This is a genomic window from Ruegeria sp. BB7, from assembly GCF_056539365.1.
This window is the reverse complement of the sequence record NZ_JBQFUV010000008.1, coordinates 1-22,091: the sequence shown is the minus strand read 5'-3', so window position 1 is coordinate 22,091 and position 22,091 is coordinate 1. Positions and strand designations below refer to the sequence as shown.

The following is a 22,091-nucleotide window of genomic DNA, read 5'->3' as shown; positions in this document are numbered from 1 at the left end:
ACGATCCGCGGGCACAAGCAAACGCGATTTGGATACCGTTTGACTGCCGAAAGGCTACGCGCGCCGTGTTTCGGGCCCGGATGCACAAGTCTCCAGATACCGGCGGACGGTTTCGGCCATCCCGAAGGCAAGTGCGTCACAGAATAGCGCATGGCCGATGGACACTTCGGCAATCGAAGGAATCCGGGCGATCAGCTTGCCTATACCGGAGACCGTCAGATCGTGCCCGGCATTGACCTTCAGACCTTGCGCCTCGGCTGCGGCCGCCGCAGCAGCGAGTTGATCCAGTTCGCGCGCTTCAACGGCCGAGTCGCTATGAGCCCCGCCAAAGGGGCCGGTATACAGCTCGACCCTGTCCGCCCCCGTAAAGGCGGCAAGGGCCATCTGGTCCGCGTCCGGGTCGGCGAACAAAGACACCCGGGGGCCGTTCGCCTTGAGCGTGGCAACTACATCGGCTAGCATCGTGCGATGCGATCTGAAATCCCAGCCATGATCGCTGGTCGCCTGCGCCGGACCATCCGGCACCAGAGTGACCTGATCTGCCCGCACCTCATGCACCAGCGATAAGAACCGTGCATCCGGGTAGCCTTCGACATTCAGCTCCCGATCTGGAAACTCTGTATCCAGCAAATTACGCAAGGCCCACACATCTCCGGGCCGCGTGTGACGTTCATCTGGCCGGGGATGAACAGTCACCCCAGCCGCACCTTCTTTCAAGGCGATCCGCGCGAGGTCCACGATGTCCGGCCAGGGATGATCTCGTCGGTTGCGCAGCAGGGCTGCTACATTCAGATTTACAGAAAGGTCCGCCATGATCCTGCCCTACAGCCGAAATGTTTGTACAGGCTCAGGAACCGATACGCCGTCAATGTTCCGAGGGTCAGGGATCGGATCGCCGACCGCAGTATGAACCGGAATAACCCCGGCCCAGATCGGCAGGTCATAATCCTCTTCCTCATCAACGGGGCCACCCGTGCGCACCTTGGCGCTGCCTTCTAGGATTTCCATGCCCAGTACCATGGTTGCCTTCAAATCCTGCGCGTGGTCAGGCCGCAGTTCTTCATAGCGCCCCGGAAACAGCCCGTTTACAAACCGGCCAAGCTTATCAAGCTTTTCCGCCGGGTCTTCGATCTTGACCGCTGTGCCGTACAGTGTGACCGACCGAGAGTTGACCGAATGGTGCATGCCGGACCGGGCCAGCACAAAGCCGTCCAGAATTGCGACTGAAAGGCAAACCTGCGCATCGCGCGAATTGCGCAGCGCGCGGCTGGCGGAAGAGCCGTGCCAATAGACACGGTTGCCTTCGCGCCACTGCAACGTCGGCGTGACAAAGGGCTTGCCATCTATGACATATCCCACGCTGCACATGGGTTGCGCGTCCAAGATTGCGTTGATCGTAGTGCGGTCGAAATGGCCCCGATCGTGTGAGCGACGCAGGCGGCTTCTGTCGGTAACTGTCAGTGTCTCGGTCATTTTAATAACTCGGGTTTGTTCTTGCTGTAACCCTGATGCCCGGATATTGGTTGTTTTCAAATGTCCAATTCTAGTGTTTTTTCTAAGTCCAATTTGAATCGCGACCTGTTTGCGATTTCTCTGGATGCGTCCCATAAAACAACGCTTCAGGCGCAACTGCTTGAGGCATTGCGCAACCTGATATCCGCATCTCCTGATTTGGTTGGCGCGCGGCTACCCGCCAGTCGCACTCTTGCATCAGAGCTGTCGATTTCGCGTACCACAGTGCAAGCCGTGTATGATCAGATGATCAGCGAAGGGTACTTGACGACCCGACAAGGCAGCGGAACCTATGTGGCCAGTGAAATCACTCACCTGTCCCAACCTCAGCCGATGTCGCGCCCGGCCAGCCCGGCAACTGAAAACTGGCGGCCTTTCCAAACCGGTCTGCCAGATCAATCTTTGCTACCAAACAGGCAATGGGCCCGCCATCTTGAGCGCGCCTGGCGCAACCCGTCGCCCGAGCTGCTGGCGCGCCCAGACCCACTAGGGTGGTATCCACTACGCGAGGCGATCTCTGACCACCTTGCAGCATGGCGCCACCTGAACTGTGATCCGGGGCAGGTCATGATCACGTCAGGCGCGCGGGAAGCCTTTGAGGTTATTTTCCATGGTCTGCTTGGATCCGGCAAAAAGATCGCGATTGAGGATCCGTGCTGGCCCACATTGCGAACGATCCTTGCCGATACTGGAAACACGGGCAATCCAATTCGCATCGACGAGAACGGCCTGAGTTCGACGCGGATACCAGCGGGCACTCATGCTGCGATCGTCACCCCCTCTCGGCACTATCCGACCGGGGTCAGCCTGCCATTGTCCCGCCGGGTATCGCTGATGGACTGGGCGCGCAAAGCCGGAGCGATGGTGATCGAAGACGACTATGACAGCGAATTCCGCTATCGTGGGCAACCCTTGCCATCCCTGTCCGGACTGGACGGTCTGACCAACACGATCTATCTGGGCAGCTTCTCCAAGCTTGTCAGCCCAGCGCTGCGGATCGGTTATTTGGTTGTCCCCAAAAGGCTTCTGCCCCAAACCCGCGCTTACCTTGGCTGCGTCGGGCCACGCGCATCGCTGATCCCGCAACCTGCCTTGGCCACCTTTATGAACAGCGGGGAATTCGCCATGCATCTGCGACGAATGCGGCGTACCTACGCACGGCGGCAGAACCATCTTCTTGATGCCCTTGCACCAGTTTCCGACCTGCTGAACCTGCAGCCCGACTCCTCCGGCATGCATCTATGCGTGGGGTTGCAAGCCCTCTTGGCTGATCGCGTTTCTGATATTGAAATAAGTAAACGCGCCGAGAATATTGGGCTGCGTATCAATGCTCTATCGGCCCACTGCGCCCTACCTGAAAAGATGCAGGGCCTGTTGCTCGGATACGCGGCCTTTGACGAAGACACGCTCGCGAACGCGGCTGCGCGGCTGATCTCACTCCTTCGCTCAGATTGTTGACAACGCTACTGGTGGAAAGGTGGCAAAGTTTTTCACACGTGAACGATTCTTAGTGATACATTCAAAATATAAAATTTATCTATGCTTATTCCAAAACTTGGAATCGCGGTGTCTGTGAAAGGGGAGATTCACATGCTTCGACTGTCTGCCTGTTTGTTAACTTTGGTTTTAATCCCGGCCAGCGCCTTGGCTGACGCGGTCCCCAGTAAAGAAGCCGCTGAGGGCACCTTTCCCGCGCGTCCATTCTCGCCCTATGCCAATCGTTCCTTTCCGGAACGCCCGCTGTGGGGCGACACCCATCTGCATACCGGTCTTTCACTGGATGCCGGGGCCTTTGGCAACACGTTGCTACCGGACGAAGCATGGCGGTTTGCCAAGGGGGAACAGGTCATCTCATCCACGGGTCAACCCGTCAGGCTGGCCAGACCGCTGGACTGGATGGTGCTGACCGATCACACGGACCTGATGGGATTTGCACCCGATCTGCAAGCAGGCAAGCCTGGAGTAATTTCTGACCCCAAAGGGCTGGAATGGTACGAAGGTTATAAGGCGGGCGGTGAAGAGGCCGGAAAAGCGGCCTTCGACATTATCACGAACTTCTCGCAAATGACCCTGCCTGAGATTTTGTTGGAATCCTACAGCCCCGGTGCTGATGCATTTGCCTTTACTTGGGAACATATCGTTTTGGCAGCAGAACGGCACAACGATCCGGGCAATTTCACCGCCTTCATCGGCTTTGAATGGACCTCAGTCCCCAAGGGGTTCAACCTGCACCGCAATGTCATGTTGCGCGACGGGCCGATCCGCGCGCTACAGGTCGTCCCGCCAGTTACGCAACCGCCCTATGGCGATACCGACCCCAAGGCGCTGTATGCTTGGCTGGAAGATTATGAGGCCAAAACCGGCGGCCGAGCGGTGGCTTTTGCCCACAACGGCAACTTGTCAAACGGCTGGATGTTCCCGACCGAAGACACCTATCACGACGGCAAAGTCGATGAGGAATACGTTCAGAACCGCGCAAGGTGGGAGCCCCACTACGAAGTCACTCAAATCAAGGGCGACGGCGAGGCGCACCCCTTCCTCAGCCCGGATGACCCGTTTGCAGATTACGAGAACTGGGATGTTGGCAATCTCGACATCACCGAGCTGAAAACCGAAGATATGCTGGCAGGCGAATATGCACGCGAAGCCCTGAAGCGCGGTTTGATGCTGGAAGAGAAATTCGGCGTGAACCCTTACAAGTTTGGCATGGGCGGTGCGACGGACAGCCATACCTCGCTCGCCACGGCAGAAGAAGACAACTTCTTTGGCAAATCGGTCAGCGTAGAGCCATCCGCAACGCGCATTCAGCATCCGTTTATCGCGAACGATTTGGGCAATATCCCTGGGGATCTGCTGGTCGCCTCTGGCTACACCGCCGTCTGGGCCACAGAAAACACGCGCTCAGCCATTTTCGATGCGTTCAAGCGGCGGGAGACCTATGCCACCACGGGTCCACGGATCGGGTTGCGTTTCTTCGGTGGGTGGGAATTTGATGATACAGACCTTGAGACCCGCTTCCTCGCCGATATCGGCTATACCAAAGGCGTTCCCATGGGCAGCGACCTGCGCCCACGCGAGGGCGACGGTGCCCCGAAATTCCTGATCGGCGCCCTGCGCGACCCAATCGGAGCGAACTTGGACCGGGTTCAGGTGATCAAAGGCTGGCTGGATGCGAATGGTGAACTTCAGGAAAAGGTCTACAACGTTGCATGGTCAGACGATCGCGCTTTGGACGCCGATGGCAAACTTCCCGAGGTCGGCAATACCGTTGATTTGGAAAGTGCAAGCTGGAGCAACTCCATCGGTGCTTCTGAACTGATCACCGTATGGACAGATCCCGCGTTCAACCCTGATGAGCGCGCCTTCTATTATGCGCGGGTTTTGGAAATCCCCACCCCTCGCTGGGTACTTTACGACAAGCTGCGCTATGGCATCGATTTGCCGGAGAACGCGGTATTGACCCATCAGGAACGCGCTTATTCGTCGCCGATCTGGTACACTCCGGCCAGTGAATAATGCATATGGTTGGGGGCGGGCCTCTCGCCCCCCCCCGAAAACCCACGACGAGATTAGAAACAAGGTCGAATGTGCAGCCATTTGACCTACACAAAAACTCAATCCCAGGATTGTAGCTGGTCTGCAGAGCCTTCAGGACTGTTCATGCGCTTTTTGAAAGAACCTTTGTTCCATTTCATACTGATCGGGGCCGCTATCTTTGGCTGGTTTGCCCTTGTTTCACCAAACCAAAACAGTGGCGCGCCACCCGAGGTAATTGTCTTTGATAACAACGACGTCGACCTGCTGATCGCACGCTTTGAAAACACCTGGAAACGCCCACCCAATAGTGACGAGTTGCAGGCCCTAATCGACGGTGCCGTACGCGAAGAGGTATTGGTGCGCGAAGCTCGTAAACTCGGGCTGGATCGCGGGGATCAGGTGATCCGCGCGCGGTTGGCCCAAAAGATGGATTTTCTGGCCGACGCGATTGCTTCCGCCGTCGAGCCTGAGGATTCTATCCTTGAGGCTTATATTGTGGCGAACCCTGCGCGCTTTGCGACGCCGCCACGGCTGGCCTTTGAACAGATATATCTGGGAGAAACTCCAGAACCGGATGAGGTCGAGGCTGCGATATCCAAGCTGAAAGCCGGTGAAGATTGGGTGACTGTCGGCGTGCCATCCCTGATGCCCAAGGCGATGCCGCTAACGGCACCAAAAGCAATAGATGCAACCTTTGGGCCGGGGTTCCATTCCGGGCTCGAGCCTTTGGAAGTCGGTGTCTGGGTCGGGCCGGTTCGATCAGGATATGGGCTGCACATGGTCAGGGTTACGGAAACCCGCGAAGGTTCCTTGCCACCGCTCGCGGATATCCGTGAGGCGGTTGTCTTGGCCTGGCGCCGCGACACGGCCGAGGACTTGTCACTGGCACAATACGAACACCTTGCCGGGCAGTACCGCATTGAGAAGCCGGATTTTGGCGAATGAAGGCATTCCTGAACCTCATATTGGCAATTTGGCTGCTGTGCTGCCCGAACATGAGTACCGCCCACGCACTTGATCCGGGGTATCTGGACCTGCGTCAGTTGTCCCCTAATACATGGCAAGTTCTTTGGCGTATTCCTGACGTGAATGGCCAGCCGATGCGTATCGACGCGATCCTGCCTGAACCTTGCACCCCAAGACAAGGGACACAGCCGGTCTTTGACACGGTCGCTTGGGTGTCCACCTGGATCGCCGATTGCGAGGCTGAGATTGCTGGTCAAACCGTCTCAATCAAAGGGCTTGAGCGTCAAAACAATGACGTTCTGTTACGGGTTCAACCCTTGGACACGGCAATCACGACATTGCGGTTCACACCAGACACTTCGACACTGACCTTGCCTGAGACCCCTACAACGATTTCCGTTTTCCTCAGCTATTTTCAGCTTGGTTTCGAACATATTTTGGAGGGCTGGGATCACCTTCTATTTGTTGTCGCATTGTTCATTCTGGTGCGCGATCCGTGGCGATTGATCGGGGCGATAACGGCGTTTACCGTCGCTCATTCAATCACTCTGGCACTGGCTACACTTGGGGTCCTGCGCGTGCCCGCCTCGCCGGTTGAGGCCGTAATAGCCCTGTCGATTGTATTTCTGGCGCTGGAAATCATCAAACACAAAGAAGGCCAGCTCCGGCTGTCCGAGCAGTTTCCTTGGATCGTCTGCTTTTGCTTTGGTCTGCTGCATGGGCTGGGTTTCGCGGGCGCCCTGTCTGAGATTGGGCTGCCCTCTCAGGACATCCCGACCGCGCTTCTCGCCTTTAACCTTGGCGTCGAAGCGGGCCAGCTTGCCTTCATTTCGGTCCTATCGGTTGCTATTTACCTTTGGCGCAGGGTCTCGCGATCCTGTTCAACTGGTTTTCACGCGATCATCAGACCGGTAACCGGCTATGCCATTGGTTGCGTGTCAATCTACTGGTTGGTTGAACGTGTCAGTGGGTTTTGACACGCGGCCAAATCGTGTCTACCTGCTGGTTTCATCGATTGTGCGGTCGCGTTCCTGCAGCGCGCGGATGCGCATTCGTTGGGCTGCGTGAATATGTGCCCGCATCTCTGTTTCGGCTGCTGCACCATCACGGGCTTTCAAAGCGATCATGATGCGTCGGTGCTCTGCAACCGCCGCCTCGGCCCGGTCGCTATCCAACAACTGTGAAGGCCCAAGGATCAGCAGCGCCTTTTGCAGCGACAACATGGATTTCGCGAGAAACCGGTTCTTTGCTGAGTCCAGCAGCGTGGCATGGAAGGTGCGATTGATCCGCACTGCATCAGGGCCTGTGCCCGCCTCGGCCAACCGATCGTTCAGTACGTCCAATTCATCCAGTTCAACGTCCGACGCAGCCCGCGCCGCCAGACGAGCCGCCGTGCCTTCGAGCACGGCACGCATCTCATAGAGCTCCATTACTTCGGCGTAATCGAGACTGCGAACCGTAGCGCCCTGCCTCGGTACGTGGACGACAAGCCCGTCCGCCTCAAGTTGTCTGATCGCTTCTCTGACGGGCGTTCGGCTAACGCCCAGACGCTCGGACAGATCAATCTCGCGCAGGCGTTCACCTGGCAGAAGAGTACCGCATCGAATCTCATCCAGCAGGCGCTGATACGCAGAATTGCCTTGCGGTCCAGATTGTAGCGGGTCGTTCTGAGTGGTCATCAAGGGCTCTCTTGTCTTTTTGTATCCTGTTGTATACTTTTGGATACTTATCGAGTCAACAACCCCGGACCCACCGCCTTGCTCACCCAGAACATCACATCTTCCCTTCTGACAAAGCGAGCCTTGACGCTTGGCCTTGCGATTCTGGGGGCGGTTGCATTCTGGGCATTGAACCTTCCGCTACCCTTTCTGTTCGGCCCGATGAGCACGTGCCTGATTGCAGCCCTCGCCCATGCCCCCCTGGAGGGGTTTGGGCGGGTTTCGGTCGCGGCCCGTACCATACTGGGCGTAGCGGTTGGGGCATCGATTACACCGGCGCTAACTGACGAATTACCAAGGATGGCAGCGTCGATTGCGCTGGTCCCTTTATTCATCCTGCTGATCGTACTGGTCGGAGTACCATTCTTTCGCAAAATCTGGGGTTTCGACACCACGACCGCTTTCTACGCTGCTGTGCCCGGCGGATTGCAGGACATGATCATTTTCGGCACCGAGGCTGGAGCCAATCCGCGCACCCTGTCCCTGATCCACGGTACCCGAGTATTAATCATCGTGACGCTGACCCCTTTATTCCTGACCGTCTTTTACGATGCGCAGCTAACCAACCCAATTGGAGAGCCCGCGCGCGACCTACCAGTGCACGAGTTGGCGCTGATGGTTCTGGCTGCCTTTGTTGGCTGGAAAGGCGGCGAGCGGATTGGCCTGTTCGGAGCATCCATTCTCGGCCCGATGATCCTGACTGCAGCTCTGTCGCTGGGCGATTTCATCCATACCCGTCCCCCGCGCGAAGCCATATTGGCCGCACAGTTTTTCATTGGCTGCGCAATCGGTGTGAAATTCGCGGGCGTCACGTGGGACGAACTGCGCAGGATCATTGCGGCAGGCTTGACCTATGTCATCGTCCTTGCAGTACTGGCAGCCGCCTTCACAGCTGCTGTCACAACGTTGGGTCTCGGCCAACCACTCGAGGCTTTCCTAGCCTTCGCCCCCGGCGGACAGGCTGAGATGACTGTTCTGGCCATTGTCTCGGGCGCTGATCTGGGTTTTGTTATTACCCACCATCTTACGAGGATCGTTTTGGTAATTATCGGCGCACCCATTGTAGCCAATCTTATCCGGCGCTGGTCTGCATGAAACACTGCCGGCCAGCCCAGCAGCAGCTTTATAATTTGACCGTTCCAGCGAACGGTCCCTGACTGGAGACTAAAAGACAGGGGTTCAAGCGGGTATCAAAATACTTGGTGCGTAAACCCTGCTCAGGGTCGTGGCTGGATAAATCACTCCTCCGCCGACGACACGGCCCGCTGATAGAGATGCCACGTGGTGTGGCCAAGGATCGGCAGGGTGAAGATCAGGCCCAAGAAGGCCGAGACCAGCGACAACAGCATCGTGACCGAAATGATCGCCGCCCAGCCAAGCATGACCACCGGGCTTTCCGCGACAACGCGAAGGGACGTGAGCATTGCGGACACAAAATTTGTTTCCCGGTCGAGCAGCATTGGCATGGCGACGACAGTCACCGAGAACAGGACAGCCGACAAAAAGGCGCCGACGCAGGTGCCAACGGCCAGAAAGGTCCAGCCCTGCGGTGTGAAGAATACAATGTTCAAGAACCCGTCAAAATCCGAGAAGGATGCATCCTGCAGAATGATCGCCAGCCAAAGCCGGATTTGATAAACCCACACCCAGAAAATGAACAGGGTGACAAAGGCCATCCAGCCCATTTCGCGCTTGCGTTGATTGGCCATGACAGTGAGGATTTCAGACCAGCCGAAACCCTCTCCTTTCTGCAACCGGCGGGACATTTCATAAAGCCCCGCTGCGGCGAACGGTGCGATCAACGGAAAGCCCACTATGGCGGGAATGATCAACCAGATCTTACCAAGCCAGACCAGGCTCCAAACCAACAAGATTCCAAAAACCGCATAGAACAGCCCGAAGAAACCGCTCATTACGGGGCGAGCCAAAAAGTCGGAAAACCCAGCCTTCAGCGATGCGGTAATATCACCTGACGTCAGCCTATTGACCTCAGGCATGGATTGCTGCGGCGGCGTCAGATTTTCGGGTGGCGGGGGGCCTGCGGTTTTGGATGTCATGACACATTCCTCTCAATGCATGGTGCCGCGCTGGTCCATTCACCGACAGATGCAGCGGTGAAACAGACATCCTTCCTTAATATGCAAGTTTGCATCAGCTGAGGCATATGGGCAAGGGAGGTGGAATGACAGAATTTGTTCCAAGATCCGTAACTTGGTAGTCACAAAATATCGGGATGATAGACGCAATCGGCCAAAGTACTACGGTTGAGATCGGCTATAAAGGACGCTTCTGCTTGCGCCAATCGCGCTTTTAGACGGCAGTTTGGCGTCAAGGTACAAGCAGCACCACCCGGCGAAAAGCACTCAACCAGTACCTGGCCGGATTCCAGAAAGGCCACAACTTCGCCCAGTCGTATTTCCTCTGGTGGGCAAGCCAAGATTGCACCACCGCTGCCGCCGCGCCGCGTCTCAAGATAACCCGCCCCAGCAAGAGCAGAAATCACTTTGGCGAGGTGGTTGCGTGACACCTGGAACTCAGCCGCGAGTTCGCTGGTCGTCATGGCGCAATCTGGCGCGCCAGCCAAGCGCATCAATACGCGCAGCCCGTAATCGGTAAAAGAAGTGAGGCGCAAGGTCGCAATCCTGTTTTGGTATTTGCAATGCGTATTAACCGAGAGTATTCGGCAAATCAAATACCAATTCGATGTCACCAGACGACTCGAAAGCGAAAGGATCGGCCGTGAAACAGGATGCAGCCACCCTTACACAAAAGAATATCGACACTCAGGTCGGTCCTGTTTTGACCCAGTACCACAAGACGCCTCTAGAAATCCCCTCCCCACTGCCCCCCTTGGCGAAGGGCGCCCAACAGAGGCTGGGCAGATGATGAGACTGGCGAGTGTTTCGGCCACGGGTCGAGGTGCTACAGATCAGTTGCTTTCCGCAGTGGTCGAGCGTTTGCAGGCTGAGGGGGTCCGGCTTGGCGGTGCCCTGCGCCGACAAGAAACACCCAGTGGGATTTCCAACTGCAACAGCGATTTATGGCTTTTGCCTGATGGGCCGATCGCCCGGATCACGCAAGATCTTGGCGCTGGCTCCACAGCCTGCCGGATGGATGCCGGGGCGCTGGAGGAGGCTGTTGGTACAGCGACCGCACGGCTGGTTGCAGGCGAGGTTGATTTGATCGTGCTGAACAAGTTCGGTGTCAGCGAGGCCGAAGGGCGCGGTTTTCGCGCTCTGATCGTCGAGGCCCTGTCGCGCAACGTACCGGTCTTGACCGGTGTGTCCGACGCTCATCGCGCGGCTTTCGAACACTTCGCGGGCGGCATGGCAACAGCGCTAACACCCAACGAGAATGAAGTTCTGGCCTGGTGCCTGACAGTGGTCAAGCCTGCTGCGTCACGCATCGAGGGGGCGTAAATGCACGATCCGACAACTCAGGCGCCAACAGCCGCGCTGATTGATCACATCTGGACCCGCTACCATGACACACACCGGCGCGAGATGCCCGATCTGATTGCTCTGGCCTGCAAAGTCGAGACGACCCATGCGACCGACCCAAACACACCGCATGGTTTGAGCCATGCGCTTAAGGTGATGTTCGAAGAACTCGAGGATCACATGCGCGATGAAGAGGAAACCGTCTTCACTGCACTGCAGACCGGATACCCGACCTGCGCGGCCAAGGCCGTCCCAGACCTACGCAAAGCCCATGGCAATCACGAGGCCGCGCTGAACCGCATCGCCGCTATAACTCATGGCTTCCGCCTCCCGAAATACGCCTGCCAAAGCTGGCGCCGCCTCTATGTCGGCCTCGGCAAGCTGGTCGAAGATCTCGACGAACACATGTACCTTGAAAACGAGGTGCTTTTCCCGCGCATCGAGTCCCGGGCATGAACGGCAAGAATACATTTTCTTCACTGTTCGAAGCGGAACCGGTGATGCCTGAATTAACCCCGGCCCCGCGCCCAGCGCTGATCGTCACTGCACCATCCGCAGCGAACTTACTGACCAACTTTTCGCAACCCTATGACGGACCGATTGTGGAAATGACCGACCTGTCGACTGCAGGGGAGACCTAAGAAATGACCGCCAACACAGACCCCGTTCATCGCCCGCGTTTGCCGGGTCAGCGCCCGGTGGCGCGGCTGTCGGCTGCAATTGTACAGCCGATCCTGTCGCGGGTGGTGCGGCGTGTCGCCAAAAGCCACCCGTCGCTTTTTGCCCGGCTCGGGCCGCATCAAAAAACTGATTACATCATCGACCCGGTTGAGTTGCCCTTTGCTCTGCATCTTCGCCCTGATCCACAAGCGCTGATCTTCCGCGCCGTTCCGCGCGATCTTGCACCCGTTGCCGGGGCAGCGATCCGTGGACGCTTCATGCTGCTGCTAGAGTTGGTCGATTCAGAGGAGGACGGTGATGCAGCCTTCTTCTCGCGCGATCTCGAGGTGACCGGCGACACCGAAGCTGTGGTGAGGCTGAGAAATGCGCTCGACGATGTCGACGGTTCCATCGCCGAAGAAACCGCCAACATGTTTGGCGCACCGGGCCGCGCGATCCTGGCACGACTGCGCCGTTCATACCCCGCAACCTGAAAGGATACAGGCCAACCATGAGCCTTGCCGAACTAATCTGTCCCGCCGGTACACCAGCGGCCCTACGCACCGCCGTCGATGCTGGTGCCGACGCCGTCTATTGCGGCTTCCAAGACGCCACCAATGCCCGCAACTTTCCGGGCCTGAATTTTACACCGGAGGAACTGGCTGAGTCCGTCCAATATGCCCATGCGAAGGGGGCCAAGGTTCTGCTGGCTCTCAACACCTATCCGCCTGCTGGTAAGGTCGACCTCTGGAGGCAGGCCGCCGATACTGGTGCGCGCTTTGGCGTCGATGCGTTCATCGTTGCCGATATGGGCGTCGCTGACTATATCGCCCGCACCCATCCCGGTATTCGGTTACATCTGTCAGTACAGGCCGCAGCCTCCAGCCCCGAGGCCATACGTTACTATTGCGAGAACTTCGGGGTTAAACGCGTTGTCCTGCCACGCATTCTGACAATCCCCGAGATCCGCGAAATTCGCAAAGAAATCCCCTGCGAGATCGAAACCTTCATCTTTGGCAATCACGGGCTGATGGTGGAAGGGCGGTGCAGCCTGACCAACTATCTGACCGGGCAATCGACGAATATGGACGGCGTGTGTTCCCCGGCCTCGGACGTCGAATATGCCCGCCACGATGACGGGTCGATGTCCTCGCAGCTTGCGGGCTTTACCATCGACTGTTTCGGCCCGGACGAAAAAGCAGGTTATCCCACAATCTGCAAGGGTCGCTATGCCGCGCCGCACCGACCCGAAGGGTATTACGCCTTTGAAGAACCCATCAGCCTGAACCTTTCACGCCTGTTGCCCGAGCTGATCGAAGCGGGCGTTCATGCCTTCAAGATCGAAGGGCGGCAACGGTCAAAAAGTTATGTGCGCAATGTTGTGAAAGCCTTTCGCGCGGCGGTGGATGACATCCGCGCGGGCCGAGAGGCGAATATCGCCGACCTCGTGGCACTGACCGAAGGGCAGAAGCAGACACAGGGCGCCTTTGAGACAAAGAAATGGCGGTGATGAAAATGACAAAACTGACACTGGGCCCGATCGCCTATCACTGGTCCGCCGAGCGGCGACGCGACTTCTACGCCAGCATCGCGGATGAGGCACCCGTTGACGAGGTGTATCTGGGTGAAGTCATTTGCTCCAAGCGCGCACCTTTCCAAGAGGCTGAACTACCAACCATCATTGAGCGGCTGGAGCGCGCGGGCAAACGGGTTATCTTGTCTTCGCTTGCCGAAGTGATGCTCAAGCGCGAGCGAAAAGCGACCGAAGATCTGGCCACAATGGACAGTCACGAGATCGAGATCAACAACGCCGCAGGGTTATATGCACGCGGCAAACAGCCCCATCGTGTCGGCCCTTTCATGAATGCCTATAACGAGGCCACGATCAAATGGATGGCCGATCAGGGGGCAACCCATGTCGTCCTGCCGACCGAGCTGCCAGCCCCTGCCATAGCCGTAGCGACGCAGGCTGCTCGCGATCTGGGTCTTGGCGTCGAGGTTCAGGTTTTCGGCCGCGCCTCACTGGCCGTATCGGCGCGCTGCTACCACGCGCGCGCGCACGGTCGCACTAAGGACAACTGTCAGTTTGTCTGCGAAGACGACACTGACGGGATGCCTTTGACCACCAGTGACGATCGGCCAATCCTGCGGGTGAACGGTATCCAGACCCAGTCGGAAAGCTATGTCGACTTGATGCGGGAAGTAACACGGCTGACAGGTAACGGTGTCACCCATTTGCGCCTGATGCCGCAAGCGGTGGACATGGTGGCAGTCGCGCAGTCCTACCGTAGCGCATTGGACGGCAGCCTCGATCTACCCGAGGCAGAGGCCATGTTGCGTCAGATTTGCGATAAGACTCCGCTCAGCAACGGCTTCTTTTACGGAGAGGCCGGATACCGCCGCATAGCCAACGCCAGTCCGGCATAATCATTCTTGGACACCGTCCAATGACGGCACCCCATCGCCCCATGTTTCTGGCTGGCGCAACCTGGGCAATCGTCGGGGTTGGGCTGGTCAACTGGGGCGCAGGGATTGACCTGGCGCATTCGCCGCTTGGTAACCGGTGGGCCTGGCACGGGCATGAGATGGTGTTTGGTTTTGCCGCAGCCATGTTTGCAGGCTACGCGCTGACTGCGATGCCCAGTTGGTCCAATGGGGCTCGTATGTCGAGCCGGGATACTGCTCTCCTTTTGGCGCTTTGGGTCTTGGCCCGGCTGACAGCAGCAGGTGCAATTGGCACAGAGCCCGCCTTGGTCGTATCAGGAACTGCTGCCTTTATGGGCTTTGTGACACTGACCCTCGCGCGGGCAGCCTTGCGATCCGTTTCTGCAAAAAGCGTCGGATTTGCGCTTTTTGCGCTGGCGATGACCGGTATCCAGATCACAGTGCTCCGTGGAGGCATCTTGCCGTCCATTCCGGTTCTGGGCTTTGCGATCCTATTGCAGATAGTGGGCGGCCGCATGATTGCGGGCTTTTCCTGGAACCGGTTGAGTTGCACCGTTTCCTACGAATGGCGCTACAAGTTAGCAAAGCTTTGCGGGTACCCCTCTGCGTTGGCACTTCTCGTTGCATTCTTGCTGGACACGCTTGGAATCGCATCCGACTGGATAGTTGCATGTCTGGTAATCACCGCCACATCCGAAGTCGCCCGATTGTTGCTTTGGCTGTCTGCAGAAACCTTCAAGGATTCTTTGCTGAGCATGCTGACTCTGGCCTACTCTTGGCTGCCTCTGGGTTTGTTTCTAGTGGCGCTCAGTAGGGCAAATGTCTGGACGCTGTCAGACAGCGCGGCTCTGCATGCGCTGACTGCTGGCGCAATCGCATGCTCGATCTATGCCGTCGCTTCGCGCGCTGTGGCACGGCGCGGCAATCGCTTACGGCCGGCTTTGATCGACCAATGCGGATTCGCGCTTTTGTGGACGGCTGCCGTTATTCGAGTATTTATCCCGGTAGATACGCAAGGGCACGCTGACGCGCCGCTGATTTGGTGCATAGCCTGGTCCATTGTCTTGCTTCGGCACGGCGCGGCACTGCTCCGTCCTGTCCCCCGACCAGTCTTCAGCGGGCCAAAACGTTCCATTGATGAGTAATTCGGACGGCTCCGACCGCGATGCCACAAGCGGAGCAACCGCATCGAGATCGTGTTCAGCAGATTGAAGGACAGGCAGCCTGTGGAAACGCGATATGGCCGCTATCCAAAGGCTTACCTGTCAGCAATCGCACTTATAGCCATCGTAATTTGCTGGTTGTGGGTCGGCGCTTACACAAATTCTGGTTTTTGACTTTGTTTGATAAGTGCGTACAATTCAAACAGCTTTTAGCGCCAATTTTGCAAATTAGGCCCCCTTCGCAGAAACACCGAGCGGAAAGCGGGCCGCACGGGAGGGGGAAATGAAGAGATTATCTGTTTGGCTTTTTGCCTTCTCGACGCTTGCAGGCTGCTGGGAGAAGGAAGAAGAAGCGACTACAACAATTATCCGGCCTGTCAGAGCTACTGAGATTTCTGATCTATCCAGCTTACATGACCGTTACTTTGTCGGAACAGCCAGAGCTGCGCGCGAAGTGTCATTGGCGTTCCGCGTGCCGGGCAATGTTGTCGGCGTCGACGTTCAGGTTGGTGACCTTGTGACGAAAGGTGACGTAATCGCGGCGCTGGATCCTGCTCCCTACCAAGCTGAGGTTGACCGACTTACGGCAGAGCTTGCAAGCGCGCAAGCGACCTTCGACAATGCTAAATTGCAAACAGATCGGCAGCGATCATTGGTTGAGAAAGAAGTTGCCGCACAGGCAACGCTTGATCGCTTTGTCGCGGGTGAAACATCAGCTCAGGCGGCCATCAATTCTGTGCAAGGTGCGCTGGATAGGGCAACGCTTGACTTGACCTATACAAGCCTCGCGGCGCCGTTTGATGGCCGTGTGGTCGCGAAATACATTGAAGATTTTGAAGAGGTTGCAGCCCAGACTCCGGTTCTGCGTATTCTGGATGCCGAGCATATCGAAGTGGTGATCGACATCCCAGAACGCTACATCGCCCTGATCCCGCATATTGAGAACATAACTGTCACTTTCGATGCTTTGGGTGACGTGGTTCTACCGGCAGAAATCAGTGAGATTGGTTCAGAGGCTTCGGCGACGACCCGAACCTTCCCCGTCACGTTGATCATGGATCAACCGAAAGACGCACTTGTCCTTCCGGGCATGGCAGGGCGTGTCCGCGGCCAACCAAAGGAAGGGTACGAGCCATTTGATGCGATCATGGTACCTGCCGGCGCAGTCTTCGTGCCTGAAGGGGAAACCGACCCACACGTCTGGGTGTTTGATGCCAATTCAGAAAGTGTGACCGCGCGAAAGGTTGTGCTTGGCACTCCGCGATCACAAGGGGTTGCGGTTAGCGAAGGTCTGGAATTTGGCGATGTCGTTGTCACTGCCGGAGCGAATTCGTTGCGAGAGGGTCAGAAGGTTTCGCTACTTTCTGAGGATGCGGAGTAATGGGCCTCGCTGCGTTTTCGATCCGCAACGCCAAGTTCATTTGGTTCACGGTTATCATGCTCACGTTGGGCGGCATTTCAGCGTTCTTTAGCCTTGGGCAGTTGGAAGACCCCGAATTCACCATCAAGACAGCGGTAGTAACTACTCCCTATCCTGGGGCTAGTCCTGAAGAGGTTGAACAGGAGGTAACCGAACGGATTGAGCTAAAGCTCCAAGAAATAAAGGAAATTGATTACATCTCGAGCGAAAGTCGCGCCGGCGTGTCGACCATCAAAGTCGAGATCCGGCCGAACTATTGGTCAGACGAATTACCACAAATCTGGGATACGCTGCGCCGTAAAGTCAGAGACGTGGAAACAGACCTGCCCCCAGGCGCGGGTCGCCCCGCCATCAACGATGATTTCGGCGACGTCTTTGGTCTTTTGCTTGCTATGACGTCGGATGGGTTTTCCGCTCAGGAGCTTGATGGTTTCGCAGAAGATTTCAAACGAGAGTTGTCGTTGATCGACGGTGTAGGGCGCGTTGATCTTTGGGGAGAACGCGACAGGGTCATCTACTTGGAAACAAGAGAGGAAGCCCTGGCCGCGCTTGGTGTTTCGGCTCAGACTATTCTCAACACGTTGCAGACCCAGAACGCAATTGTGGACGCAGGGCGGGTCAATATCGGTGACTACCGTATGCGCATTGCGCCAAGCGGGACCTTTACCAGCCCAACCGATATCGCGGATCTGGTCGTTCGGCCAAGTGGTCTGGATCAGGCCCAAAGCGGTCAAATACGGGGGCCTGAGCTGCTGCGGCTGGGTGAAATTGTTGAAGTGAAGGAAGGCTATGCCGATCCGCCAACGACAATGATGCGCTACAACGGCCTGCCCTCTATTGGCTTGGCAATATCATTTCAGTCTGGCGTCAACGTTGTCAGCGTTGGCGAGGCTGTAGACGCGAGAGTATCAGAACTGATCGCGGGTTTGCCTGTGGGCATTGAAGTCGAACGGGTTCATTGGCAGTCCGATGACGTAAACCTCGCGGTAAGCAGTTTTCTGGTGAGCCTTGGCCAAGCCGTCGCAATCGTTCTGGTCGTTTTGACTTTGGCAATGGGCATTCGGATGGGGTTCATCATCGGCAGTGGGCTGATCCTGACGATACTTGCCACCTTCATTCCATTGGCAGCACTGGGCATCGATCTTCAACGAATGTCTCTGGGGGCGTTGATCATTGCGCTTGGTATGATGGTCGACAATTCGATTGTAGTTGCGGATGGCGCAATGGTCCGGATGTCGCAGGGAATGGACCGCGCGAAAGCAGCAATTGACGCCGCAACCCGTCCTGCCATGTCGCTGCTTGGGGCCACTTTCGTCGCGGTTATGGCGTTCTACCCGATTTTTGCCTCTGTTGAGAGCGCCGGAGAATACTGCCGCACGCTCTTCTCGGTCGTTGGCATCGCACTCTTGGTCAGTTGGTTGCTGTCAATGACGGTCACACCCTTGCAGTGCGTTGCTTTGCTGCCGGAACCAAAAGGAGAAAGCAGCGAGACTTTCGATACAGGCTTCTATGCCATTTACCGCCGCTTTCTGGCGGCAGCGATCCGGGTTCGCTATCTGACGATCGGAGTGGCGGTGGGAGCACTGGTCATTGCCGGGATTGGTTTTGGTTCGGTGACGCAGTTGTTTTTCCCGACCTCGTCCATGACCAAGTACATGATCGACTATTACGCGCCTGAGGGAACTCGGATCGAGGCAGTCTCTGAAGCCATCAGGCGTATCGAAGAGCAGGTGGAAATGGATGAACGCGTAACAGGTATCGCCAGCTTCATTGGCGCCGGCCCTCCGCGATTCTACCTACCAGTAGACCCCGAAGGCACCAATCCATCCTACGGGCAAGTCATCGTGAACGTCGACGACTATCGTGACATCCCCGAAATGACAAAAGCGATCTCGCTCTGGATATCGGCAAATATGCCCGAGGCGACTTCTTTCACACGCCAGTTCGGCGTCGGTCCCAGCAATACCTGGGCATTCGAAAATCGCATTATCGGTCCGGCGGATGCCGATCCGGAGACTTTGCGCGAAATTGGCGACAGGGCCGTTGCAATACTGGATCAGCATCAGTGGACCAAAGTGACGCGCACGGATTGGCGCAACCGTGTCCTGAAGACAGTTCCCGACTATGATCAGGACCGAGCGCGATGGACAGGTATCACCTATGAAGACTTGGGTAATACGACGAAACGGGCCTTTGATGGCCGATCGGTTGGGCTCTACCGCGAAGGCGACGAACTGCTTCCAATCATAGTGCGCCCTGGGGCGGAAGACGTGGCAGCCGTGGACAACTTTGAACTGCTGCAAATGCAGTCACCGTTTTCCGTCGAACCTGTCCCGTTGGCCCAGGTTGTTCGTAGCGTGAATATCCAGCCAGAAGACCCCACGATCAATCGCCGTGACCGGCGCCGTGTTCTGACCGTTCAGGCCAATCCGATTGACAGTGTCACACTACCAAGCTATCGCGCTGCAGTTCTCGCCGATTTTGACGCCTTGGAAGCAGACCTGCCGCAGGGCTACAGCATGGAATGGGGTGGAGAGTACGAGGACACAATGTCAGCGCAAGCGTCATTGATCCCGGGAATGATACCCGCGTTTTCGATTATGGCCCTTATCGTGGTCGGGCTTTTCAACTCGTACCGCAGGCCGCTGACCATTTTCTTGACAGTGCCATTTGTACTCATAGGGATCGTTCCAAGCTTGCTCCTCACGAACACACCGTTTGGGTTTGTTGCGCTACTTGGAGGCATGAGTTTGGCGGGTATGATGATCAAAAATGCGATCGTTCTGATTGATCAGATCAACGATAACTTGGCCGAAGGCCAGCTGGGTTACGACGCCGTTTTGAATGCCGGCGCTTCAAGATTGCGTCCCGTCGTACTGGCCGCAGCGACGACAGTTCTGGGCGTCATACCGTTGCTGCCGGACGTATTCTGGGTTGGTCTTGCCGTCACGATCATGGGCGGATTGACCGTGGGTACGATGCTCACAATGATACTGGTACCGGTCTTGTTCGCCACACTGAATGGCATTCGACAACCAGCCAAGATCGTTTGACGTCGCCATTAAAACGGTCTTTGTGTCGGATTTTGCGTTCGCGAAACAGGTAGTTCTTTAACTTAGACAGCTAATTCCGGGGGGTTAAGTTGAACAATACAGTACTGTACTTTTTAGTTGGCATTTTCGTGGTTGGTTTGATTTCGCTGGGATATTTCGCCAAAGGCAGTGGAGCGCTTCTAGTCATCGCGATACTGGTTGGTGTGTTGCTCGCAATGATCGCGTTCTTTGGAGGCTACTTTGGCGAAACTCCAAAGTGAGGACGGAAAGTTAATTTTTGAGTTGTGTTGCCAATGACGCAAAACGCCAGTTGAACCCTGAGCAAAGCTCCTTGGATGCGCTAGCGAATTGTTATTCGATCGAAAAGATGAATACCTGGTCTATGGAGCGTATACTGGTGGTACGTCTATGGAGCGTATACCGGTGGTACCGATTCAAATCCAATGAGACCCTCCAACGTGACATGAACCCAAAATCGCAAGGGTTTGACCTGTCAAACGCCATTCGCTGAAATTTTGGAAATTACTGAGGAACGTCACTGATATTTGACTCAATCGACAGCCAAAACCTCAATAAACAGGCCAATCCCGTCATTCATTTCCAACCCAAACGCCAAGCATTTCTGACCCAACTTGATACCCGAAACGCAAAAAGAGGAGCCGTTAGGCTCCTCGTCGTGTTTTTGAAAATCGCATACTTAGTTCAAGCAATTTGGAACAGGAAATCATCTGATGTGATCAAAGCGCTGTCGATTTCTGTCAATCTGACGGAACCATGGCCACTCACATCAATTCTGGTGTCCGTCCCATCCTGAGATACAGTCAGGTCTTCTATACCAACACCGGCAATGTCAATTTGTATCAGGTCGACATCATCTTCAAAGTCGGTAACCGTGTCATTTCCAAAATTCGATTTGAAAACGAAATTGTCTGCATGGCCGCCGCCAGTCAGAGTATCATTGCCAGCGCCACCATCCAGACTGTTCTTTGAATCCGTCCCTATAATTTCATTGTCGCCGGACCCAGCGATCACATTCTCTATGTTCAGGAGTTGTTCAACAAAGCCGCTCTCAAACGTTGCCGTGCCTTGCATTAGGTCCAGGGTAACGTCATCGCTCGTGTAGGAGAACTCAAGGGTATCCACGCCATCGCCTCCGTCGAACAAGTCCGCGCCAACGTTGCCGACCAGAACATCGTCACCGGTCCCGCCATAGTGGTTATCGTCGCCGTCTCCGCCGTCAATGCGATCATTTCCTTCGTCGCCGTGGAGATTGTCGTTGCCATTGTTGCCAAACAGTTCATCATTTCCGGTGCCGCCCCAAGCAAGGTCATCACCGTCCCACGCAACGATTAAATCATCACCTGCACCGCCGTAGTGTGTGTCGTTACCGACCCCTCCACGAACTTCATCGTTGCCGTCACCTCCGTGGATCGTATCATTTCCGGAAGAGCCAAAGAGATAGTCATCTCCCAGATTTCCATGCATGATATCGTCACTACTAAACCCGGTCAGAGAGTCATTTCCTGACCCGCCGTCTAGGGCCTTTAACCGAATACCTTGCACCCCTAGCACGGTCCCGTCGGCAAACTCGATGAGCTCCAGATCTTCCCGGGTGTTGTCAAAGTGGTTGGTCACCGTGACCGTCGCGCCATCGCTCAACGTGATCACCAGGTCCGCGCCAGCGTTCTGAGAGAAAGTGACATCATCAGCGTTCTGGTCCGTGAAGACCAGCCGGTCGTTGACGTTCTGATAGCTGAAGTCCGAGATCACATCATTGCCGTCACCGAGGCTGTAGATGTAGGTATCCGCACCATCACCGCCCTTCAGCGTGTCGTTGCCAACTCCGCCCTGGAATGTGTCGTTGCCGATAGAGCCAAGCACCACGTCATCGCCAGCACCGTTCTGGTCGCTGATCGATTTCTGAGCGATGCCCTGCAAGTCCAGCACGGTGCCGTCGGCAAACTCGATGAGCTCCAGATCTTCCCGGGTGTTGTCAAAGTGGTTGGTCACCGTGACCGTCGCGCCATCGCTCAACGTGATCACCAGGTCCGCACCCGCATTCCGCGAGAAGGTCACATCATCAGCGTTCTGGTCCGTGAAGACCAGCCGGTCGTTGACGTTCTGATAGCTGAAGTCCGAGATCACATCATTGCCGTCACCGAGGCTGTAGATGTAGG

21 protein-coding genes are annotated in these 22,091 nt (G+C 56.4%); 15 read left to right on the top strand and 6 right to left on the bottom strand.

The annotated features are described in order from the left end of the window. Positions 1 to 54 precede the first annotated feature (54 nt). Positions 55 to 813: a pyridoxine 5'-phosphate synthase gene (locus ACR0D7_RS13130; protein ID WP_480679412.1), complete on the bottom strand. Its 759-nt coding sequence runs from the start codon at positions 811 to 813 to the stop codon at positions 55 to 57. A 9-nt stretch (positions 814 to 822) separates the two neighbouring features. Beyond that, a complete protein-coding gene (locus ACR0D7_RS13125; RefSeq protein WP_480679411.1) occupies positions 823 to 1,473 on the bottom strand; it encodes a pyridoxamine 5'-phosphate oxidase family protein in 651 nt (216 codons plus the stop codon). A gap of 93 nt (positions 1,474 to 1,566) precedes the next feature. On the opposite strand from ACR0D7_RS13125, the gene pdxR reads away from it, so the two are divergent. From pdxR to ACR0D7_RS13105, 4 genes are all read left to right on the top strand, one after another. Then, positions 1,567 to 2,970, top strand: coding sequence for a MocR-like pyridoxine biosynthesis transcription factor PdxR (gene pdxR, locus ACR0D7_RS13120; RefSeq protein WP_480679410.1), 1,404 nt, complete (start codon positions 1,567 to 1,569; stop codon positions 2,968 to 2,970). 132 nt (positions 2,971 to 3,102) lie between these two features. Then, positions 3,103 to 5,028: a DUF3604 domain-containing protein gene (locus ACR0D7_RS13115; protein ID WP_480679409.1), complete on the top strand. Its 1,926-nt coding sequence runs from the start codon at positions 3,103 to 3,105 to the stop codon at positions 5,026 to 5,028. A 144-nt stretch (positions 5,029 to 5,172) separates the two neighbouring features. Next, the gene (locus ACR0D7_RS13110; RefSeq protein WP_480679408.1) at positions 5,173 to 5,994 is read left to right on the top strand and encodes a peptidyl-prolyl cis-trans isomerase; all 822 of its coding nucleotides are present in this window, start codon (positions 5,173 to 5,175) and stop codon (positions 5,992 to 5,994) included. After that, positions 5,991 to 6,992 carry a HupE/UreJ family protein gene (locus tag ACR0D7_RS13105; protein WP_480679407.1) on the top strand — a complete coding sequence of 334 codons (1,002 nt, stop codon included), beginning with the start codon at positions 5,991 to 5,993 and terminating at the stop codon, positions 6,990 to 6,992. The genes ACR0D7_RS13110 and ACR0D7_RS13105 overlap by 4 nt, the downstream gene beginning before the upstream one ends. 18 nt (positions 6,993 to 7,010) lie before the next feature. On the opposite strand, the gene ACR0D7_RS13100 is transcribed toward ACR0D7_RS13105, so the two are convergent. Then, positions 7,011 to 7,694 carry a GntR family transcriptional regulator gene (locus ACR0D7_RS13100; protein ID WP_480679406.1) on the bottom strand — a complete coding sequence of 228 codons (684 nt, stop codon included), beginning with the start codon at positions 7,692 to 7,694 and terminating at the stop codon, positions 7,011 to 7,013. 123 nt (positions 7,695 to 7,817) lie between these two features. Here ACR0D7_RS13100 and ACR0D7_RS13095 point away from each other — a divergent pair, with 123 nt between their 5' ends. After that, the gene (locus tag ACR0D7_RS13095; protein WP_480679405.1) at positions 7,818 to 8,828 is read left to right on the top strand and encodes an AbrB family transcriptional regulator; all 1,011 of its coding nucleotides are present in this window, start codon (positions 7,818 to 7,820) and stop codon (positions 8,826 to 8,828) included. Positions 8,829 to 8,971: 143 nt separating this feature from the next. On the opposite strand, the gene ACR0D7_RS13090 is transcribed toward ACR0D7_RS13095, so the two are convergent. Further along, the gene (locus ACR0D7_RS13090) at positions 8,972 to 9,790 is read right to left on the bottom strand and encodes a DUF2189 domain-containing protein (RefSeq protein ID WP_480679404.1); all 819 of its coding nucleotides are present in this window, start codon (positions 9,788 to 9,790) and stop codon (positions 8,972 to 8,974) included. A 161-nt stretch (positions 9,791 to 9,951) separates the two neighbouring features. Then, complete coding sequence (locus ACR0D7_RS13085) at positions 9,952 to 10,365, bottom strand: Rrf2 family transcriptional regulator (protein WP_480679514.1); 414 nt, start codon at positions 10,363 to 10,365, stop codon at positions 9,952 to 9,954. A gap of 250 nt (positions 10,366 to 10,615) precedes the next feature. On the opposite strand from ACR0D7_RS13085, the gene ACR0D7_RS13080 reads away from it, so the two are divergent. The 10 genes from ACR0D7_RS13080 to ACR0D7_RS13035 all read left to right on the top strand — a co-directional run bounded on the left by ACR0D7_RS13080 (position 10,616) and on the right by ACR0D7_RS13035 (position 20,174). After that, a complete protein-coding gene (locus tag ACR0D7_RS13080) occupies positions 10,616 to 11,152 on the top strand; it encodes a DUF2478 domain-containing protein (RefSeq protein ID WP_480679403.1) in 537 nt (178 codons plus the stop codon). Next, positions 11,153 to 11,629 (top strand): hemerythrin domain-containing protein, encoded by a 477-nt coding sequence (locus ACR0D7_RS13075; RefSeq protein ID WP_480679402.1) that lies wholly within the window; start codon positions 11,153 to 11,155, stop codon positions 11,627 to 11,629. Next, positions 11,626 to 11,814, top strand: a complete 189-nt coding sequence (locus ACR0D7_RS13070; protein ID WP_480679401.1) for a hypothetical protein — start codon at positions 11,626 to 11,628, stop codon at positions 11,812 to 11,814. The genes ACR0D7_RS13075 and ACR0D7_RS13070 overlap by 4 nt, the downstream gene beginning before the upstream one ends. A 3-nt stretch (positions 11,815 to 11,817) precedes the next feature. After that, positions 11,818 to 12,327: a ubiquinone anaerobic biosynthesis accessory factor UbiT gene (ubiT, locus tag ACR0D7_RS13065; protein ID WP_480679400.1), complete on the top strand. Its 510-nt coding sequence runs from the start codon at positions 11,818 to 11,820 to the stop codon at positions 12,325 to 12,327. 17 nt (positions 12,328 to 12,344) lie between these two features. Beyond that, positions 12,345 to 13,343 (top strand): ubiquinone anaerobic biosynthesis protein UbiU, encoded by a 999-nt coding sequence (ubiU, locus tag ACR0D7_RS13060; RefSeq protein WP_480679399.1) that lies wholly within the window; start codon positions 12,345 to 12,347, stop codon positions 13,341 to 13,343. Positions 13,344 to 13,348: 5 nt separating this feature from the next. Next, entirely contained in the window at positions 13,349 to 14,260 is a 912-nt protein-coding gene (gene ubiV / locus ACR0D7_RS13055; RefSeq protein WP_480679398.1) for a ubiquinone anaerobic biosynthesis protein UbiV, read from the top strand. Positions 14,261 to 14,280: 20 nt separating this feature from the next. Next, on the top strand, positions 14,281 to 15,423 hold the full coding sequence (locus ACR0D7_RS13050; protein ID WP_480679397.1) for an NnrS family protein: 1,143 nt from the start codon (positions 14,281 to 14,283) through the stop codon (positions 15,421 to 15,423). A gap of 301 nt (positions 15,424 to 15,724) precedes the next feature. Beyond that, positions 15,725 to 16,822 carry an efflux RND transporter periplasmic adaptor subunit gene (locus ACR0D7_RS13045; RefSeq protein ID WP_480679396.1) on the top strand — a complete coding sequence of 366 codons (1,098 nt, stop codon included), beginning with the start codon at positions 15,725 to 15,727 and terminating at the stop codon, positions 16,820 to 16,822. Further along, entirely contained in the window at positions 16,822 to 19,914 is a 3,093-nt protein-coding gene (locus ACR0D7_RS13040) for an efflux RND transporter permease subunit (RefSeq protein WP_480679395.1), read from the top strand. Before ACR0D7_RS13045 ends, ACR0D7_RS13040 begins: the two co-directional genes overlap by 1 nt. 89 nt (positions 19,915 to 20,003) lie before the next feature. After that, positions 20,004 to 20,174, top strand: a complete 171-nt coding sequence (locus ACR0D7_RS13035; protein ID WP_480679394.1) for a hypothetical protein — start codon at positions 20,004 to 20,006, stop codon at positions 20,172 to 20,174. A gap of 442 nt (positions 20,175 to 20,616) precedes the next feature. Here ACR0D7_RS13035 and ACR0D7_RS13030 read toward each other — a convergent pair. Further along, a partial coding sequence (locus tag ACR0D7_RS13030; RefSeq protein WP_480679393.1) for a calcium-binding protein occupies positions 20,617 to 22,091 on the bottom strand: 1,475 nt, incomplete at its 5' end.

Bases quoted from the DNA above. Each gene is read 5' to 3' on its own strand.
- ACR0D7_RS13130 (WP_480679412.1), bottom strand. From the start codon at position 813: ATGGCGGACCTTTCTGTAAATCTGAATGTAGCAGCCCTGCTGCGCAAC.
- ACR0D7_RS13125 (WP_480679411.1), bottom strand. From the start codon at position 1,473: ATGACCGAGACACTGACAGTTACCGACAGAAGCCGCCTGCGTCGCTCA.
- ACR0D7_RS13115 (WP_480679409.1), top strand. From the start codon at position 3,103: ATGCTTCGACTGTCTGCCTGTTTGTTAACTTTGGTTTTAATCCCGGCC.
- ACR0D7_RS13110 (WP_480679408.1), top strand. From the start codon at position 5,173: ATGCGCTTTTTGAAAGAACCTTTGTTCCATTTCATACTGATCGGGGCC.
- ACR0D7_RS13105 (WP_480679407.1), top strand. From the start codon at position 5,991: ATGAAGGCATTCCTGAACCTCATATTGGCAATTTGGCTGCTGTGCTGC.
- ACR0D7_RS13100 (WP_480679406.1), bottom strand. From the start codon at position 7,694: ATGACCACTCAGAACGACCCGCTACAATCTGGACCGCAAGGCAATTCT.
- ACR0D7_RS13090 (WP_480679404.1), bottom strand. From the start codon at position 9,790: ATGACATCCAAAACCGCAGGCCCCCCGCCACCCGAAAATCTGACGCCG.
- ACR0D7_RS13080 (WP_480679403.1), top strand. From the start codon at position 10,616: ATGATGAGACTGGCGAGTGTTTCGGCCACGGGTCGAGGTGCTACAGAT.
- ACR0D7_RS13075 (WP_480679402.1), top strand. From the start codon at position 11,153: ATGCACGATCCGACAACTCAGGCGCCAACAGCCGCGCTGATTGATCAC.
- ACR0D7_RS13070 (WP_480679401.1), top strand. From the start codon at position 11,626: ATGAACGGCAAGAATACATTTTCTTCACTGTTCGAAGCGGAACCGGTG.
- ubiT (WP_480679400.1), top strand. From the start codon at position 11,818: ATGACCGCCAACACAGACCCCGTTCATCGCCCGCGTTTGCCGGGTCAG.
- ubiU (WP_480679399.1), top strand. From the start codon at position 12,345: ATGAGCCTTGCCGAACTAATCTGTCCCGCCGGTACACCAGCGGCCCTA.
- ubiV (WP_480679398.1), top strand. From the start codon at position 13,349: ATGACAAAACTGACACTGGGCCCGATCGCCTATCACTGGTCCGCCGAG.
- ACR0D7_RS13050 (WP_480679397.1), top strand. From the start codon at position 14,281: ATGACGGCACCCCATCGCCCCATGTTTCTGGCTGGCGCAACCTGGGCA.
- ACR0D7_RS13045 (WP_480679396.1), top strand. From the start codon at position 15,725: ATGAAGAGATTATCTGTTTGGCTTTTTGCCTTCTCGACGCTTGCAGGC.
- ACR0D7_RS13040 (WP_480679395.1), top strand. From the start codon at position 16,822: ATGGGCCTCGCTGCGTTTTCGATCCGCAACGCCAAGTTCATTTGGTTC.